The organism is Alcaligenes sp. SDU_A2, assembly GCF_038237375.1.
GTDB lineage: Bacteria > Pseudomonadota > Gammaproteobacteria > Burkholderiales > Burkholderiaceae_B > Alcaligenes.
The window spans coordinates 147,914-163,550 of sequence record NZ_CP151273.1; the positions used below are offsets into that span (position 1 = coordinate 147,914).

14 protein-coding genes are annotated in these 15,637 nt (G+C 60.8%); 8 read left to right on the forward strand and 6 right to left on the reverse strand.

The genetic code is table 11. The annotated features are described in order from the left end of the window. The first annotated feature begins 38 nt into the window (after positions 1-38). The 8 genes from AADW57_RS00690 (at position 39) to AADW57_RS00725 (ending at position 8,940) form a co-directional block, all read left to right on the forward strand. Positions 39-980, forward strand: coding sequence for an AEC family transporter (locus AADW57_RS00690; protein ID WP_341668146.1), 942 nt, complete (start codon positions 39-41; stop codon positions 978-980). 391 nt (positions 981-1,371) lie between these two features. Then, positions 1,372-3,537, forward strand: a complete 2,166-nt coding sequence (locus AADW57_RS00695; RefSeq protein WP_341668147.1) for a malate synthase G — start codon at positions 1,372-1,374, stop codon at positions 3,535-3,537. Positions 3,538-3,741: 204 nt separating this feature from the next. After that, complete coding sequence (gene modA / locus AADW57_RS00700) at positions 3,742-4,452, forward strand: molybdate ABC transporter substrate-binding protein (RefSeq protein ID WP_341668148.1); 711 nt, start codon at positions 3,742-3,744, stop codon at positions 4,450-4,452. After that, a complete protein-coding gene (gene modB / locus AADW57_RS00705; protein WP_341668149.1) occupies positions 4,452-5,117 on the forward strand; it encodes a molybdate ABC transporter permease subunit in 666 nt (221 codons plus the stop codon). The genes modA and modB overlap by 1 nt, the downstream gene beginning before the upstream one ends. After that, the gene (gene modD, locus AADW57_RS00710) at positions 5,114-6,010 is read left to right on the forward strand and encodes a ModD protein (protein WP_341668150.1); all 897 of its coding nucleotides are present in this window, start codon (positions 5,114-5,116) and stop codon (positions 6,008-6,010) included. The genes modB and modD overlap by 4 nt, the downstream gene beginning before the upstream one ends. A gap of 331 nt (positions 6,011-6,341) precedes the next feature. Next, complete coding sequence (gene msuE, locus AADW57_RS00715) at positions 6,342-6,929, forward strand: FMN reductase (RefSeq protein WP_341668151.1); 588 nt, start codon at positions 6,342-6,344, stop codon at positions 6,927-6,929. Then, the gene (ssuD, locus tag AADW57_RS00720; RefSeq protein WP_445819160.1) at positions 6,926-8,086 is read left to right on the forward strand and encodes an FMNH2-dependent alkanesulfonate monooxygenase; all 1,161 of its coding nucleotides are present in this window, start codon (positions 6,926-6,928) and stop codon (positions 8,084-8,086) included. The genes msuE and ssuD overlap by 4 nt, the downstream gene beginning before the upstream one ends. Continuing rightward, positions 8,083-8,940, forward strand: a complete 858-nt coding sequence (locus tag AADW57_RS00725) for an amidohydrolase family protein (RefSeq protein ID WP_341668152.1) — start codon at positions 8,083-8,085, stop codon at positions 8,938-8,940. Before ssuD ends, AADW57_RS00725 begins: the two co-directional genes overlap by 4 nt. 15 nt (positions 8,941-8,955) lie before the next feature. Here AADW57_RS00725 and AADW57_RS00730 read toward each other — a convergent pair whose 3' ends face one another. The 6 genes from AADW57_RS00730 to AADW57_RS00755 all read right to left on the reverse strand — a co-directional run bounded on the left by AADW57_RS00730 (position 8,956) and on the right by AADW57_RS00755 (position 15,633). Continuing rightward, a complete protein-coding gene (locus AADW57_RS00730; RefSeq protein WP_341668153.1) occupies positions 8,956-10,350 on the reverse strand; it encodes an LLM class flavin-dependent oxidoreductase in 1,395 nt (464 codons plus the stop codon). 16 nt (positions 10,351-10,366) lie between these two features. Next, positions 10,367-11,191 (reverse strand): MetQ/NlpA family ABC transporter substrate-binding protein, encoded by an 825-nt coding sequence (locus tag AADW57_RS00735; protein WP_445819190.1) that lies wholly within the window; start codon positions 11,189-11,191, stop codon positions 10,367-10,369. 78 nt (positions 11,192-11,269) lie between these two features. Beyond that, positions 11,270-12,469 carry an SfnB family sulfur acquisition oxidoreductase gene (locus AADW57_RS00740; RefSeq protein ID WP_341668155.1) on the reverse strand — a complete coding sequence of 400 codons (1,200 nt, stop codon included), beginning with the start codon at positions 12,467-12,469 and terminating at the stop codon, positions 11,270-11,272. Between the two features lie 4 nt (positions 12,470-12,473). Beyond that, positions 12,474-13,739 carry an SfnB family sulfur acquisition oxidoreductase gene (locus tag AADW57_RS00745; protein ID WP_341668157.1) on the reverse strand — a complete coding sequence of 422 codons (1,266 nt, stop codon included), beginning with the start codon at positions 13,737-13,739 and terminating at the stop codon, positions 12,474-12,476. A gap of 54 nt (positions 13,740-13,793) precedes the next feature. After that, positions 13,794-14,456 carry a methionine ABC transporter permease gene (locus AADW57_RS00750; protein ID WP_341668158.1) on the reverse strand — a complete coding sequence of 221 codons (663 nt, stop codon included), beginning with the start codon at positions 14,454-14,456 and terminating at the stop codon, positions 13,794-13,796. Then, complete coding sequence (locus AADW57_RS00755; RefSeq protein ID WP_341668159.1) at positions 14,428-15,633, reverse strand: methionine ABC transporter ATP-binding protein; 1,206 nt, start codon at positions 15,631-15,633, stop codon at positions 14,428-14,430. Before AADW57_RS00755 ends, AADW57_RS00750 begins: the two co-directional genes overlap by 29 nt. Between the last annotated feature and the right edge of the window lie 4 nt (positions 15,634-15,637).

Consider the following 15,637-nt stretch of genomic DNA (forward strand, 5'->3'; position numbering starts at 1 on the left):
TATAGTGCCCGCTTATTGCTCCTGTCCGTGATGCTGCCGTGAATCAGATCATCAACGCTGTGCTACCGACGTTTTCACTGATCTTGCTGGGCTGGCTGGCCCGGCGCGGCGGCGTGCTCGGCGGCGAAGCGATGGACGCGCTCAATAAGTTCGTGGTCTATCTGGCGCTGCCCGCGCTGCTGTTCAAGGCAATGGCCGAGATTCCCCTGGACCAATTGCGCCAGCCCGGCTTTATCGCCGCCATGCTGCTGAGCATCGCCATCGTCTATGCGCTGGGCTGGGTCGCCAGCCGCCGTCAGGGCGTGGCGCGCCCTGATGCCGCCCTCGATGCGCTGTCGGCCTCGTATTCCAACTCCGGCTATATGGGCATTCCACTGTGCCTGATGTTGTATGGCCCTGACAGCCTGCCCATTGTGGCGCTGGCCATCGTCATGACGGCCTGTCTGCTGTTCGCCTTCACCCTGGCCAAGATCGAATTTCTGCACCAGCACAAGGGACAGCGCCTGACAGTCGCCTGGACAGTGGGGCGCTCGCTGCTGCGCAATCCGCTGGTGCTGGCACCGCTGGCCGGTTCGGTTTTTGCCTTGGGCAACTGGCCGCTGCCTGCCGGGCTATCCAGCACGGCAGGCTTGCTGGGCGCGGCAGCCAGCCCTTGCGCATTGGTCTGCATTGGACTGTTTCTGGCACAACCGCAAGCCCCTGTGTCCACTCAGCGGACACGACTTTCTGTTGTTTTGGCCCTGAAAATGCTGGTCCAGCCGGCCTTGGCCGCGCTGTTTGCCTTCGTTTTGTTCGACATGCCGGTTATATGGGCCAGCGTTGCCGTGCTGCTGTCCGCCCTGCCCACAGGCACCGGCCCTTTCATGCTGGCGGCGCTCTACATGCGGGATAGCGCCCTGGTCTCGCGTGCCATCCTGTGGTCTACGCTATTGTCTGTTCTCAGCATTTCGGTGCTGTTGCGTCTTCTACCTCTTATATAAGACTTGCCGAAAAGCAGTGAATACAATAAGTATGTAGTCTTATTACAATAAGTATGAGGTGCGGCCAGTCCGAGTCCTTCATAATTTAACGCTAACCAACTTGGCATTGTGCTGGACGAATTATGCCGTCTGCCATCAAGCCGCAAACTTAGCCGCATTTAAGGCTAAGTTGCAAGGGTTTAGCGCTTTTAAGTGATCGTTGATACTCGGTCTGCTTGCCCCTGATGTCATACGCGCCAAACACCGCCCCTGGGGCGCACGTTTAGCACACGGCCCCGCCTGCCGGCTTTTTAGGTGGGTTCAAGCAGCAACGCCCCTGGCGGCCTTTACACGAAATGGCCGCTCAGGCATTGCTTTACCGAATCACGTTTAACTATCAGCAAGGGTAACCATGACCACACGAATCTCCTGCCAGCGATTGCAAGTCGCCGAGGTGCTTCATCAGTTCATCGAACAAGAAGCCTTGCCCGGCACGGGTGTTTCCTCCGAGTCCTTCTGGGCTGGCTTTGACCAGCTGGTACATGATCTGGCCCCCAAAAACCGCGCGCTGCTTGCCGAACGCGACCGCCTGCAGGCCGAACTGGACAAATGGCACGGCGCCAACCCCGGCCCCATCGCCGACATGGGCGCATACAAGACGTTCCTGAAGTCCATCGGCTATCTGCGCGATGCACCTGCCTCCGTCACCGTGAACACCGCCAATGTGGACACCGAGATCACCGAGCAGGGCGGCCCGCAATTGGTCGTGCCCATCATGAATGCGCGCTACGCCTTGAACGCCGTCAACGCCCGCTGGGGCAGCCTGTACGACGCGCTGTACGGCACCAACGCCATCCCTGATACCGACGGCGCAGAACGCGGCGGTGCCTACAACCCCGTGCGCGGTGCCAAAGTAATCGCCTTTGCACGCCAGTTCCTGAACGACACGATCCCCCTGGCCCAAGGCGACCATGTCCAAGCCACGGCCTACGTCATTGCCGACGGCGCACTGCGCGTCACCCTGGACAACGGCAGCAACACCGGCCTGAAAGACGCCTCCACCCTGTTGGGTTACCGTGGCCAGCCCGACGCGCCCGAAGCCATCGTGTTCCTGCACAACGGCCTGCACTTTGAACTGCAGATCGACCCCAACAGCCCCATCGGCCAGACCGATCCAGCCGGCGTCAAAGACATCGTCCTGGAATCAGCCCTGACCACCATCATGGACTGCGAAGACTCCGTGGCGGCCGTGGACGCCGCTGACAAGACCCTGGCCTACCGCAACTGGCTGGGCCTGGTGAACGGTTCGCTGACCGAAGAAATCCGTAAAGGCGACAAAGTCTTTACCCGCCGCCTGGCCGACGACCGCCAGTACACCGATCTGAACGGCCAGACCCAGGTTCTGCCCGGCCGCTCGCTGATGTTCGTGCGCAACGTGGGTCACCTGATGAGCAACCCCGCCATCATCGACGGCGAAGGCAATGAAATCCCCGAGGGCATCCTGGACGCCGTGCTGACCTCGCTGATCGGCATGCACGACCTGAAGCTGAAGAAAAACTCGCGCGCCGGTTCGCTGTACGTGGTCAAACCCAAGATGCACGGCCCCGACGAAGTGGCCTTTGCCTGCGAAATCTTCGACCGTGTGGAAAGCCTGCTGGGTCTGCCCGCCAACACCGTCAAGCTGGGCATCATGGACGAAGAGCGCCGCACCAGCGTGAACCTGAAGGCCGCCATCGCCCAGGCCACCGAACGCGTCGTGTTCATCAATACCGGCTTTCTGGACCGCACCGGCGACGAAATCCACACCTGCATGCAAGCCGGCGCAGTGGTGCGCAAGGCCGACATGAAACAGGCCGTCTGGCAGCCTGCCTACGAGCGCAACAACGTGCAGGTTGGCCTGCAATGCGGTCTGCGCGGCCGCGCCCAGATCGGTAAAGGCATGTGGGCCATGCCCGACCTGATGGCCGAGATGCTGGAGCAGAAGATCGGTCACGTCAAAGCCGGTGGCAACACCGCCTGGGTGCCATCGCCCACCGCCGCCACGCTGCACGCGCTGCACTACCACCAGGTCAACGTGGTCGACGTCCAGAAGAGCCTGGAAAACGACAGCAACGACTACCTGGACAGCATCCTGACCATTCCCGTGGCCACCGATACCAACTGGTCCGCCAAGGAAATTCAGGAAGAGCTGGACAACAACGCCCAAGGCATTCTGGGTTACGTGGTGCGCTGGATCGACCAGGGCGTGGGCTGCTCCAAGGTACCCGACATCCACGACGTGGGGCTGATGGAAGACCGCGCCACCCTGCGCATTTCCAGCCAGCACATCGCCAACTGGCTGCTGCACGGCATCGTCACCCACGAACAAGTGGTTGAAACCCTGCAGCGCATGGCTGCCGTGGTGGACCAGCAAAACGCCGGCGACCCGCTCTACACCAAGATGGCCGGCAACTTTGAAGGCTCTTTCGCCTTCCGCGCCGCTCAGGATCTGGTACTGAAAGGTCTGGAACAGCCCAACGGCTACACCGAGCCTCTGCTGCACCAGTGGCGTCTGGCCTTCAAGGCCGCCCAGGCCTAAAGCACACGATGTCACCCGGAGCCAGGCTCCGGGCGGCAGGTGCCCCCAAAAATCCCCATCCTGCCGGTTCAGGATGGGGATTTTTTTTACCGCCTATTCCTGATCGGTCCCCCTGACCTTGCCGGAAAAGCCCTGCTCCATCCCTGTCTGTGCAATCTCGTTATAAACTAAAACACATAACGTATTCATACAACAGGAAATCCCATGAAATCTTTGTTGCTGTCCGCCGCCTGCCTGCTGGCGGCCACCCTACCCGTCCAGGCCTCGGATCTGCTGCTGGCCACCGGCGCAGGCTATCGCAAGCCCGTCACCGAACTGCTGCAGACATTCCAGAAAGAAACCGGCCTGACGGCAGAAAGCAGCTTTGGCAATATGCAACAGGTCCGCGCCCAAAGCGAACAGAACCCCGAAATCGCCGCCATCATCGGCGACCGCTTTTTCCTGGAGCCTATGGGCATTGCCGAGCGCTTCGTGAACATCGGCCAAGGTGCGCTGATGCTGGCCGTCCCCAAAGGCAAAACCATCGTCTCCATCCAGGACCTGAAAGAACCGGCCTATCAGCGCATTGCCTTGGGCGACGCCAAAAAAACCGTCTACGGACGCGCCGCCACAACCTGTCTGCAACGCGAAGGCGTACCGGCCCAAGGGCGCACGGTGGAAGTGGCCATGCTGCCCCAAGTGTCCAGTTACCTGCTGACCGGCGAAGTGGACGCCGGTTTCATCAACCGCAGCGAAGCCCTGGCCCACAAAGACAAGCTGGGCACCATCGTGCCCATGCCGGCCAGTTGCTATGACCCCATAGACCTAAGCCTGGCCGTCCTGAAAGGACGCCAGGAAACACCCGCGCTACGCGCCTGGACACAGTTTCTGGGTTCGGAATCGGCCAAAGCCATTCTGGCGCGTCACGGTTTGTGATGCAGGTCTGGCTGGGCTGCCCGGCCGATTCGCTGGGTCTGACGCTGCGCGTGCTGGCCGGTGCCCTGGCAGCGCAACTGCTGCTGGGCCTGACCCTGGCCTGGGTGTTGGCACGCAAGCGTTTCCCCGGCCGCGCCTTGCTCGATGCCCTGGTCAGCCTGCCACTGGTCTTTCCGCCCATTGTCATCGGCTATCTACTGCTGCTGGCTTTAGGCAGACAAGGTTGGCTGGCAGGCCTGACGGGCTGGTCGCCCGAGGTGGTATTTCAGCCGACCGCACTGGTCATTGCCGCCTTTATTGCCGGCCTGCCACTGATGGTCAAACCCGTACAGAACGGCCTGCAAGCCATGTCGCCCCGCTTGAAAGAAGCCGCCGCCACGCTGGGCCACGGCTCCTGGTCACACTTTCTGCGGGTGGAACTGCCGTTGCTGCGTCCGGCCCTGGCCACCGGCCTGATTCTGTCCGGCGGACGCGCCCTGGGCGAAGTGGGCATCTCGCTGATGCTGGGCGGCAACATCGCTGGCCGCACCGAAACCCTGTCCCTATCCATCTATAACGCCGTGCTGGACGGCGACACGGGCTGCGCCAATGCGCTGTCCTGGCTGCTGGGCGTCATGGCCCTGGGCTGCTTTCTGGCGCTGCGGCGCTACGGGAACCACACATGAGTGTATTTTTTGAACAAAACCAGATCGATCAGTGGATCGGCGAGGATGCCTCCTTTCTGGACCTGACCAGCCACATGCTGGGCCTGACCGGACAGGCCGCCACCCTACGCTTTATCTGCCGGGGCGATATCACCGTAGCCGGCACCGAGGAAGTACTGCGGTTGGTGCAAACCTGCGGTGGCCAGACCCTGCAACACCTGCCCAGCGGTGTGCGCGCCGCGCCCGGCCAGGCCCTGCTGCTGGCCCACGGCCCGGCACATGCCCTGCTGCGCGCCTGGAAGGTAGGCCAGAATCTGCTGGAATTTGCCTGTGGCGTGGCCACGCTAACCCACGATGTCGTGCAGGCCGTCCAGGCCGTCAACCCGGCCGTCGCCGTGCTGACCACCCGCAAGCATGCACCGGGCGTACGCAAACTCGCCTTGAAAGCCACTTTGGCCGGCGGAGCCATGCCGCACCGCCTGGGCCTGGGCGAGACCATACTGGTCTTTCCCCAGCACCGCGCCCTGCTGGGCGGTTGGGATCAAGTCGGTCAGGCCATCGCCCAACACAAGCACGCCATGTGCGAAAAGAAAATTGTCATCGAGGCGGACGGACTGGAACAGGCGCGCCGCGCCATTCATGTCGGAGCCGATGTCATCCAATTCGACAAAGTCGCCCCCGAGTCACTGGCGGACATCGTCCCCCAATTGCGAGCCACCCATCCCGACATTCCCCTGTTGGCGGCCGGCGGCATCCATGCCGGCAATGCCGCTGCCTACGCCGCCACCGGCGTCAATGCCCTGGTCACCAGCAGCCTGCACTATGCCAAGCCGGCCGATATCGGCGTCAAGATCGAATTGGCCGATCCGCCCGAGCCGCTTGTCGTCCAAAAAATAGAAGGGCTGTACCCCTAAAACGCTTGCCTTCTGGAACACACCTGGCCAGCGCTCACACAGGCCAAAAGCACAGAGCCGGTCGCAGCTTACAGGTACGCCTCTGCCCGCAGTCGCCCACGTCCGCACAGCATCGACCCGATCTGCGCAGTCCGCCGTATGTATTTTTTTCTTAAAAAACTGATTTTCATAAGCACATCAAAAGCGCGACGAGACATGAGGCCCCATAAACACATGAGCTAATTGTCTTTCGCCCCGGCGACGATCAGGCATGTAATACAAGGCATTGACTCGCACAGACGCCGCCACTCTCGGGCGGCGTCTTGCTCCGATTTCACTGCAAGGAATTGCCATGATCCGCCCGTTGAGAACCGTTATTGTGAACGGCAGTCTGCACCGCCCATCCCGCACACAAGTACTGCTGGATGCCCTGCGAGACAGCCTGAACGATCATCTGGCGCTGCACGTACACCATATCGAACTGGTCAACCTGCTTCCCGAACTTGGGGCGGCCCTGTCGACCGATGCCTTGCCCACGGATGCCCAACACGCCATCAAAGCCATTGAAAACGCCGACTTATTGATTGTGGGCACTCCCATCTTTCGCGCTGGCATTCCGGGCCTACTCAAACACCTCTTCGATCTGATCGACATGAACGCCCTGAACGGCACGCCCGTGCTGCTGGCGGCCACCGGCGGCAGCCAGCGCCATGCCCTGGTCATTGAGCACCAATTGCGTCCCCTGTTCAGCTTTTTCCAGTCACTGACCTTGCCGATTGGCGTCTACGCCACGCCCGAGGACATTCATGACGGCGTCATCACCAGCGACGCCCTTCAACAGCACATACAACGCACCATCAATCTGGCTGTGCCCGTGCTGCAAGGCGTGCAGGCCCGTTTGCTACAAGACACGGCCGTTACGCAGGAGCAGGCCGCATGAGCCAGATCACCTCCATCACGCCCGATCTTTTCTGGTTCCTGCCTACCTCGGGCGATACCCGCTACCTGGGTAAATCCGACTTTGGCCGCGCGCCCACCAACGAATACCTGCGCAGCATCGCCGTCACCAGCGAGAACCTGGGCTACGACGGCCTGCTGATTCCCACCGGTGCATCCTGCCTGGACCCCTGGGTGGTGGCAGCCAGTCTGGTGCCGGTGACCCAACGCATCAAACTGCTGGTCGCGCTGCGTACGTCCCTGGGCATGCCCGTATCCAGCGCACGTCAGGCGGCATCCCTGGACCAGGCCCTGCATGGCCGCTTGCTGCTCAATGTGGTGCCCGGCGGCGATGCCACCGAACTGGCCGCCGAAGGCGTGTTTCTGGACCACGATACCCGCTATGAATATGCCCACGAATACCTGACGATCTGGCGCAGGCTGTTGGCCGGAGAACGCGTCGACTTTCAGGGCAAACACTTCAAGGTCGAGCATGGCCGCAACTTTTTCCCGCCCGTGCAAACGCCTTACCCACCGCTGTACTTCGGCGGCTCCTCGGACGCCGCCCACGAACTGGCTGCCGAACATGTGGATGCCTACCTGACCTGGGGCGAACCACCGGCCGCCGTCGGCAAAAAATTTGACGATATCCGCCGCCGCGCTGCCGCGCGTGGCCGCAAGCTACGTCTGGGTGTGCGCCTGCATGTCATCGTGCGTGAAACCAATCAACAAGCCTGGGCCGAAGCCGATCGCCTGATCAGCAAATTGACCGACGAGGACATTGCCAAAGCACAGGCCCAATACGCCGGCATGGACTCGGTGGGACAGCAGCGGATGGCCGCCCTGCACAAAGGCCGTCGCGATCAACTGGAAGTCTCGCCCAATCTGTGGGCCGGCGTGGGCCTGGTGCGCGGCGGAGCCGGCACAGCCCTGGTCGGCGATGCCCCAACCGTAGCCCGGCGCTTGCAGGAATACATAGACCTGGGCGCGGACTCCTTTGTGCTCTCGGGCTACCCCCATCTGGAAGAATCCATACGCTTTGCCGAGCTGGTGTTCCCGCTGCTAGGCAAGCAAGCCGTCACCATTCGGGATCGTGCGCAGACAGGGGGGGCCTTTGATGCGCGCGGCGTCCAAAACCAACAACTTTCTGCTGCATCATGAGCCAAAAAATCATAGACCTGCGCTGCCGGCCGGCCTTTCTGCATAAATTCTTCGGAGCCGAGCCCGGTTCGCCCGAACACGCGACCGCCCGCTGGTTAAACCGCCGCGTCGGCACGCGCGGCAGCGATACCCATTTCGAACAATCCCTTAGCCAGGACGGCTTTCTGAACGAAGTGCGCCAGGCAGGGCTAAGCAAAGCCGTGGTCGTAGGCCGCCACACTCCATCGCAGCATTTGCCCAACGACACCATTCACCAGATCGTGCACGGGCACCCCGAACTGCTGGGCATTGCCGGCATCGATCCGGCCCTGCAAGGCGAACATGCCGCCTTGGCCGAAGCCGAACGCGCCATCAAGGAACTGGGTCTGTCCGGCATCGACCTTGAACCCGGTTTTGGTGTCCCGGCCCGCCACCCGGACGACCCGATCTATTGGCCCGTTTACGAACTGGCCCGCCATCTGAAGGTGCCCGTATTTCTGATGAGCGGCCCGACCACGCCGGACCCGCGCTATAACGACCCGGCAGGCTTGGCCAAAGTCGCCAAAACCTTCCCCGATCTGCCGCTGGTGGTCTACCACGGCTATTGGCCTAACGTGCAACAGGCAATCGGCTTGGCCTTCCTGCACGAGAACGTACACCTGGTGCCGGACATGTATATCTTCCAGCCCGGCCACGAAGGCTATGTACAGGCGGCCAACAGTTTTCTGTCCGACCAATTGCTGTTTGGCTCGTCCTATACCTTCCGGCCCATCCGCCAAAGCATCGAGGACTTTCAGCAGTTGGGGTTCAAGGACGTCATTCTGGACAAGCTGTTTTATGACAATGCGGCCAGGCTGTTTCAGTTGCCACGTTAAATCACGCAACACCGGCTACACATTAACGGGGCGCGCTTCAATCACGCCCTGCTGCCGCCACTGCGCAGCCGGATGATGTGCCGCCAGACGATCGCCACGACCAAATAACTGCTGGCGCAACGTCCCCCCTTCGTAGGCCGTGCGATAACGGCCACGGTCTTGCAGTTCGGGAACGATGTACCGGGCAAAGTCCTCCCAGGTTTCGGGCACAACGATACGGGTCAAGTTAAAACCGTCGATCTCGCCCTCGTCTATCCAGTTCGTCAAGGCATCGGCCACTTGCCCAGGATCGCCCACAATGGTGTTGTAGCGGCTGCCCAGCGTAAACTGCTCCAGCAGCTTGCGACGTGTCGTCCAGCCTTGTTTTTGAGCCGCCGCCGCTGCCGATTGAATAGCATTGCTACCTCCGAAGCTGATCGGTTCATCCAGATCGTATCGAGAAAAATCCACGCCGGTGCTGGCCGCAAAATGCGCCAGACCACCTTCCGAACTGGCATGGGCCAGATAGTCGGCATATTTTTCTTGCGCTTCGGCCTCGGTCGCACCCGTGACCACCGCCACCCCGGCATATACCTTCACATCCTGAGCCTGCCGGCCGGCATCCACCGCTGCCTGGCGCAGCCTGCGGGACGACTCCCTGGCAGCCTGCGGGTCCCGCGCGCCAATAAAAACCCCTTCCGCATGCTGCCCGGCAAACTGCAAGCCACGCGCCGACGTACCCGCCTGAAACAGCAAGGGAGTGCGTTGCGGGGAGGGCGCGCTCATGTGGATGGCATGGCTGCGGTAAAACGGCCCGTCGTGATGCACCGCATGCACCTTTTCGGGCAAGGCATGAATACGACGTTGCTTGTCGGCTAGCAACGCGCCATCCTCCCAACTGCCTTCCCACAGCTTATAGGCTAATTGCAGGAAATCGTCGGCCCGGTCGTAACGGCTGTCGTGCGCATCCAGGCCATCCTGACCCAGACCGCGCGCGCCGCTGTCCACGTAGCCGGTCACGATATTCCAGCCTATGCGGCCATTGCTCAACTGATCCAGTGTGCTGACATCCCGCGCAAAGGTGTAGGGGTGATGCGCGGCCACCGACGCCGTCAGACCAAAACCAAGATGCTCGGTCACGGCCGCCATCGCCGACACCAGCAACCAAGGATTGTTCACGGGTAGCTGAATGCCCTCGCGCAGCGTCAGATCCACGCCTTGCTGGTACACGTCGTAGTACCCCACCACATCAGCCAGGAACATGCCATCGAACAAGCCTTTTTCCAATGTCCGGGCCAAATCCGTCCAATACTTCAAGGTGTGATATTCAGTCGAGCGGTCCCGTGGGTGCGTCCATAAACCGTGGTGGATATGACCCACGCAGTTCATGTTGAATGCATTCACGTGGATGTGTTTTTTGGGCAGCGTCATTGGCCGGCCTCCTTGCTTATTGCGTTACCCAGGTCAAGCGATACAGCTTTTGTTCGCCCCGGTAGAACTGGTCGATTGCCTGGCGCACGGCGGGCGAGTTCTTATAGATGTCCAAAAACCGGGCAATGCGCGGATCAGCGGCTTTGTCGCTGTGCGCAACAAACTGGATCGCCCAAGAGTCGTCCTCGTAACTGGTCAGTGCCAGTGCCTTGGTCGCATCAAACGCGTTAGACGCCAAAATAAAATAGGGGAAACCCTGTGCCAGATCCACATCCTGCGTCGCGCGCGCCAATTGCGGACCCTCTACTTCCACAAACTGCAACCGCTTGGGATTGGACACAATATCGCCCACCGTACCCAACAACCCCGTCTGCGGACGCAACTCGATCAGACCGGCGTGCGCCAACAGACGCAGCCCACGACCGACATTGACGGCATCGCTGGCAATCGCCACTTTGGCCCCATCAGGCAGATCGGCCAGAGTAGGGTGCTTGAGGGAATACAAGCCCAGATAGGACAGAATGCCCGACTGCACACTGACCAGCTTAAAGCCCTTATCTCGCACTGCATTGGCCAGATAATTACTGTTCTGGTAGTAATTCAAATCGATATCCCCGGCATCCAGCGCCACGTTAGGCGTAGCCCAGTCGGTAAATTCAATGACCTGCACGTCCAGCCCCTGCGCCTTGGCTTGTTGTGCAGCCACCTGCACCGAGTCGGCAAAAATGCCGGGCACAACCCCAATTCTCAAGGGCGCGGCACCAACCATGCTAGTCGCCGCAAGCATGGTGGCCAATGCGCTGAGGGCGGTCAGCTTTTTCAGAAATTGCGAGATAGTCATCATTCAGAATCCAATCGAAACAAAGCGGCGCAGAGCCGGCCAAAATCGGCCCCGTACCCAAAGTCATCCCTTGTGCACTTACAACGCGCCATGACGCGGCGGTCGCGCCCCATTCAGTACGTAATTCCCGACGGCGTGGTATTTCCAGCGCACCGGATCGTGGAGGGTATGCACGCGGGCATTACGCCAATAACGGTCCAGCCCATGCTGGGCCAGCGTGGCGCCGGTGCCGGCCAGCTCGAACAGCTTGCTGCCTGCCAACACGCTGGCGCTGGTGGACAGGGCCTTGGCTTGCGCAACGGCAATCGAGGCCTGCGCCACGCTATCTTCATCCGGGGCAAACTGGGCGGCATCCACAAAACGGGCGGCACGCGCCAGCAAGGCCTGGGCGGCACGCAAACGCACATGCACATTCCCTACCTCGTGCAGCAACAACGGGTCCTGGGCTGCCGTGTCCACGCCCGCATCAATCCACGGACGGCTATGCTCACGCACAAAGGACAGGGTTGCCTCCAAAGCCCCCTGACCGATCCCCAGGTCCAGCGCGGCGTGAATGATCTGGGCATACGGGCCGATGGTCGTCGGACGGTCAAACGAATCGCTAAACGGCACCACCCAATACGGCTCGACCTTGACGCGGTCAAACTGCACCGAACCACTGCCGGTGACGCGCTGGCCAAAACCGTCCCAATCATCGGTCAAGGTCACACCGGCGGCCTCGCGCGGCACAAACACCAGATACAGGCGGTCATCGTCCTGCGCCGTCGCCAGGGTTGGAATCCAGTGCGCAAATAAGGAGCCCGTGCAATAGAACTTGCGGCCATCCAGAAACCATCCCCCGGCCTCTTTCAGCAATTGCGTGCGGCGCACAAAGTCTTTTTTACCGATTTCGGCCAAGGCATTGCCAAAGCGTTTGCCTTGCAGCACCTGGTCGTAGAAAAAGGCTTTTTGCTCGTGCGTCGCACCCACGCGCAGCACTTCCAACGCGTAATAATGATTTTGCGGGATATGACCAAAGTTGCCGTCGGCCGCGGCGATGCGCTGCACGACGCGGGTCAGCACATCGCTGGACACACCTGCGCCGCCATATTCCTTGGGCACCGTCATGCCCCACAGGCCGCTTTGGCTGAACTGCTCCACGTCCTTATACGGCAGGATGCGATCGCGGTCGCGTTCCAGGGCGTTCTGTGCGATCGACTGCGCGAACTCGTCCGCCACCTGCAATGCCTGGGCCTCGGACTGGATAATGCGTGCGGACTGGCTGATCTGTGTCGTCATGGCCTCAATTCCATTGGTGGTAGCGCGGCGCGGCACCATTAAGCACGTAATTGCCCAACAGGTGATATTTCCAACGCACCGGGTCGTGCAAGGTGTGTACGCGGGCATTGCGCCAGTGGCGATCCAAATTGTGAGCCGCCCGCGTGGCCGAAGAACCAGCCAATGCAAAGAGCTGTTCACTGGCGTTCAAAGCGGCTTCCGTGGTCAGGATCTTGGCCTCGGCCACCGCCGCAGAAGCGCGGGCACTGGCATCCGCATTCACCGGGGCGGCGGCCAGGCCATCCAACAGACGCGCTGTTTCCAGCAACACGGCCTGCGCGGCATCCACCTCGATCTGCAAAGCGCCGACTTCCTGAATAATGTGCGGGTCCTGCGTAGCGCTGGCGACGCCCGAATCACTCCAGGGCCGTGCCCGTTCGCGCACAAAATCCAGCGCATCGCGCAAAGCGCCTTGTGCAAGTCCGGCATCGATACTGGCTTGAATCAATTGCGAGACCGGCCCGGACAAAGAGGGCACATCGGCAAAACGCCAGCTTTCTATGATGTCGTCATCGTCAACAAGCACCTGATCGAACACCACGCTGCCACTGGCGGTAGTGCGCTGCCCAAACGAGCTCCAATCGTCGATGACGTGTACGCCGGGCGCATCGCGGCGCACCCACACCTGCACGTTGCGCCCTTGCTCATCAGCAGCACGAAAAGGAATCCAGTGTGCAAACAAAGCGCCGGTGGAATAGAAACGCGTGCCGCTGACGCGCAAGCGACCATCGGCACCGCGGCTGAGCTGCGCCGTCAACTCGGTTATGCGTGCGGCCTTGCCCTTTTTCTCCGGCCCCGCATTACCCAGACGCACGCCGGCCAGCACCGCCGTAAACCAGCGCTGTTTCTGCGCTGCGCTACCTGTATCTTTCAGGTTCTGGATCAAGGCGAAATGGTTTTGCGGAATCTGCCCCAACGATCCATCGGCGGCGCTGATGATGGCGAAAACCTGCGCCAGTGTCTCGTTGGAAGCGTCCAAACCGCCATAGGCCCTGGGAATCGTGATCGCGCCCAAGCCGCTGGCGGTATAACGCTCGATCTCGTCCCACGGCAGCAGACGCAAGCGGTCACGCTCGGCAGCGGTTCGGGCAAATTCACTCGCCAATGTCCGGGCCACCGCCAAGGCTTCGGCTTCGCTGCCTATGCGGTAGGGAGGGTGAGGGGGCAGCGGCAGGCGTTGCGCGGCTCCCGCGTCAGACAACGCTGCGCCCCGAGTATTCCGATCTGTCATGCGGTACTCTTTTCAATGAAAAAACAGGGGGGTCAAGTGCTTACGGCACCGGCATCAACGGCTGCGCAGCCAATGCACACAGCGGTCGCCGGCAAACTGCACCACGCACACCAAGGCAATCAGTACGGCAATGACAATCAACATGACTTGCGTATCGAAGCGCTGGTAGCCATAACGGATAGCCAGATCACCCAGACCGCCGGCACCGACCGCGCCCGCCATTGCCGAAGAACTGATCAAGGCCACCACGGTAATCGTGAAGCCGCCCACAATGCCGGGCAGGGCCTCGGGCAGATACACATGACGCACAATGTCCCATTTTTTGCAGCCCATCGCCTGGGCGGCTTCGATCAAACCGGCATCCACCTCGCGCAAGCTGACCTCGGCAATGCGGGCGAAAAAGGGGGTCGCGCTAATGGCCAAAGGGACAATCGCGGCCCACACGCCAATCGTGGTGCCTGCGACCAAACGCGTAAACGGAATCAGCGCCACCAACAAGACAATGAAAGGCGTGGCACGGAAACCATTCACCACACTGCCCACGACCCGATTGATCTTGGGCGACGCCCAAAACCCATTGGGGGCTGTCACGATCAACAGTATCGCCAAGGGAATGCCGGCCAGAAATGCAATCACGCCCGATACGCCCACCATCATCAAGGTGTCCAGCAAGGCCTGACCATAGCGCTCAATGGGAATACTCAGATTCCACAACATATCCAATATCCTCAATGTGATGCGCGATGGCCGTCGGGCCTTGCGTCAACGATTGCAAATCAGGCAAGGTCGCATGACCGTCGATGGCCACCAGCAAACGTCCGTGGGCATGGCCCTGAATACGGTCCACCCCGCCGTGGATCAACTGCGGCTGGCCCGGCAGGCTGCGCGCAATGCGCAGCAAATCCGGCTCCCTGCCGCCTTCGCCGCTGTAGCTCAATTGCAAGATACGGCTGTATCCCCCGTGCTTGGGTGGCTGCTGTACCAGACGCGCCTGCAGATCCTCGGGCAGCGTATGTTGCAGCGGAGCCAGCAAAGCCTTGGTTGCATCGTGTTGTGGTTTGCCGAACACGCGCCAGACCTCGCCCAGTTCGGCAATACGGCCTTTTTCCAGTACCAGCACACGATCGGCAATCTCGCGGATCACACTCATCTCGTGCGTGATCAGCACCACGGTAATACCCAGGCGGCGGTTAATGTCCTTGAGCAGACTCAGAATGGATTGCGTGGTCTCCGGGTCCAGCGCCGATGTGGCCTCGTCGCACAACAGAATCTCCGGGCCACTGGCCAGGGCGCGGGCAATGCCCACACGCTGTTTTTGCCCACCGGACAAACGGCTGGGATAGGTATCCGCCTTGTCTTGCAGGCCCACCAGTTGCAGTAATTCCTGCACACGCCGCGCAATATCCTGCGCGGCCACACCGGCCACCTTCAAAGGCAAAGCCACGTTCTCGTACACCGTCTTGGCGGACAGCAAATTGAAGTGCTGAAAAATCATGCCGATGCGCCGCCGCAAGCGCACCAGATCAGACTCATTCAATTGGGCAATGTCCACGCCATCGACCAAGACCTGACCGCCTGTAGGGCGCTCCAGGCGGTTAATCGTGCGCAGCAAGCTAGACTTGCCCGCGCCGCTGCGGCCAATAATGCCAAAAATGCTGCCCGGCGCTATTTCCAGATCAATATCCTGCAAGGCGGGCACGGCACCCGCCGACGATTGATAGGTTTTGGATACATTGCGAAAGACCACACTGCCCGCTTGTACGGCTTTGGCCTGTGCCGCCGACTCTGCCTTGAGGGACGCACTGGCTTTTTTAAGCTCGCGAAGCCCGGCCAGCTCTGTAGCCGTATCGCGCAGATCGTCCAGATTACGTCGTAGTAATGATGTCGATGCCATATGC

Bases quoted from the DNA above. Each gene is read 5' to 3' on its own strand.
- AADW57_RS00695 (WP_341668147.1), top strand. From the start codon at position 1,372: ATGACCACACGAATCTCCTGCCAGCGATTGCAAGTCGCCGAGGTGCTT.
- modA (WP_341668148.1), top strand. From the start codon at position 3,742: ATGAAATCTTTGTTGCTGTCCGCCGCCTGCCTGCTGGCGGCCACCCTA.
- modB (WP_341668149.1), top strand. From the start codon at position 4,452: ATGCAGGTCTGGCTGGGCTGCCCGGCCGATTCGCTGGGTCTGACGCTG.
- modD (WP_341668150.1), top strand. From the start codon at position 5,114: ATGAGTGTATTTTTTGAACAAAACCAGATCGATCAGTGGATCGGCGAG.
- msuE (WP_341668151.1), top strand. From the start codon at position 6,342: ATGATCCGCCCGTTGAGAACCGTTATTGTGAACGGCAGTCTGCACCGC.
- ssuD (WP_445819160.1), top strand. From the start codon at position 6,926: ATGAGCCAGATCACCTCCATCACGCCCGATCTTTTCTGGTTCCTGCCT.
- AADW57_RS00725 (WP_341668152.1), top strand. From the start codon at position 8,083: ATGAGCCAAAAAATCATAGACCTGCGCTGCCGGCCGGCCTTTCTGCAT.
- AADW57_RS00730 (WP_341668153.1), bottom strand. From the start codon at position 10,350: ATGACGCTGCCCAAAAAACACATCCACGTGAATGCATTCAACATGAAC.
- AADW57_RS00735 (WP_445819190.1), bottom strand. From the start codon at position 11,191: ATGACTATCTCGCAATTTCTGAAAAAGCTGACCGCCCTCAGCGCATTG.
- AADW57_RS00740 (WP_341668155.1), bottom strand. From the start codon at position 12,469: ATGACGACACAGATCAGCCAGTCCGCACGCATTATCCAGTCCGAGGCC.
- AADW57_RS00745 (WP_341668157.1), bottom strand. From the start codon at position 13,739: ATGACAGATCGGAATACTCGGGGCGCAGCGTTGTCTGACGCGGGAGCC.
- AADW57_RS00750 (WP_341668158.1), bottom strand. From the start codon at position 14,456: ATGTTGTGGAATCTGAGTATTCCCATTGAGCGCTATGGTCAGGCCTTG.
- AADW57_RS00755 (WP_341668159.1), bottom strand. From the start codon at position 15,633: ATGGCATCGACATCATTACTACGACGTAATCTGGACGATCTGCGCGAT.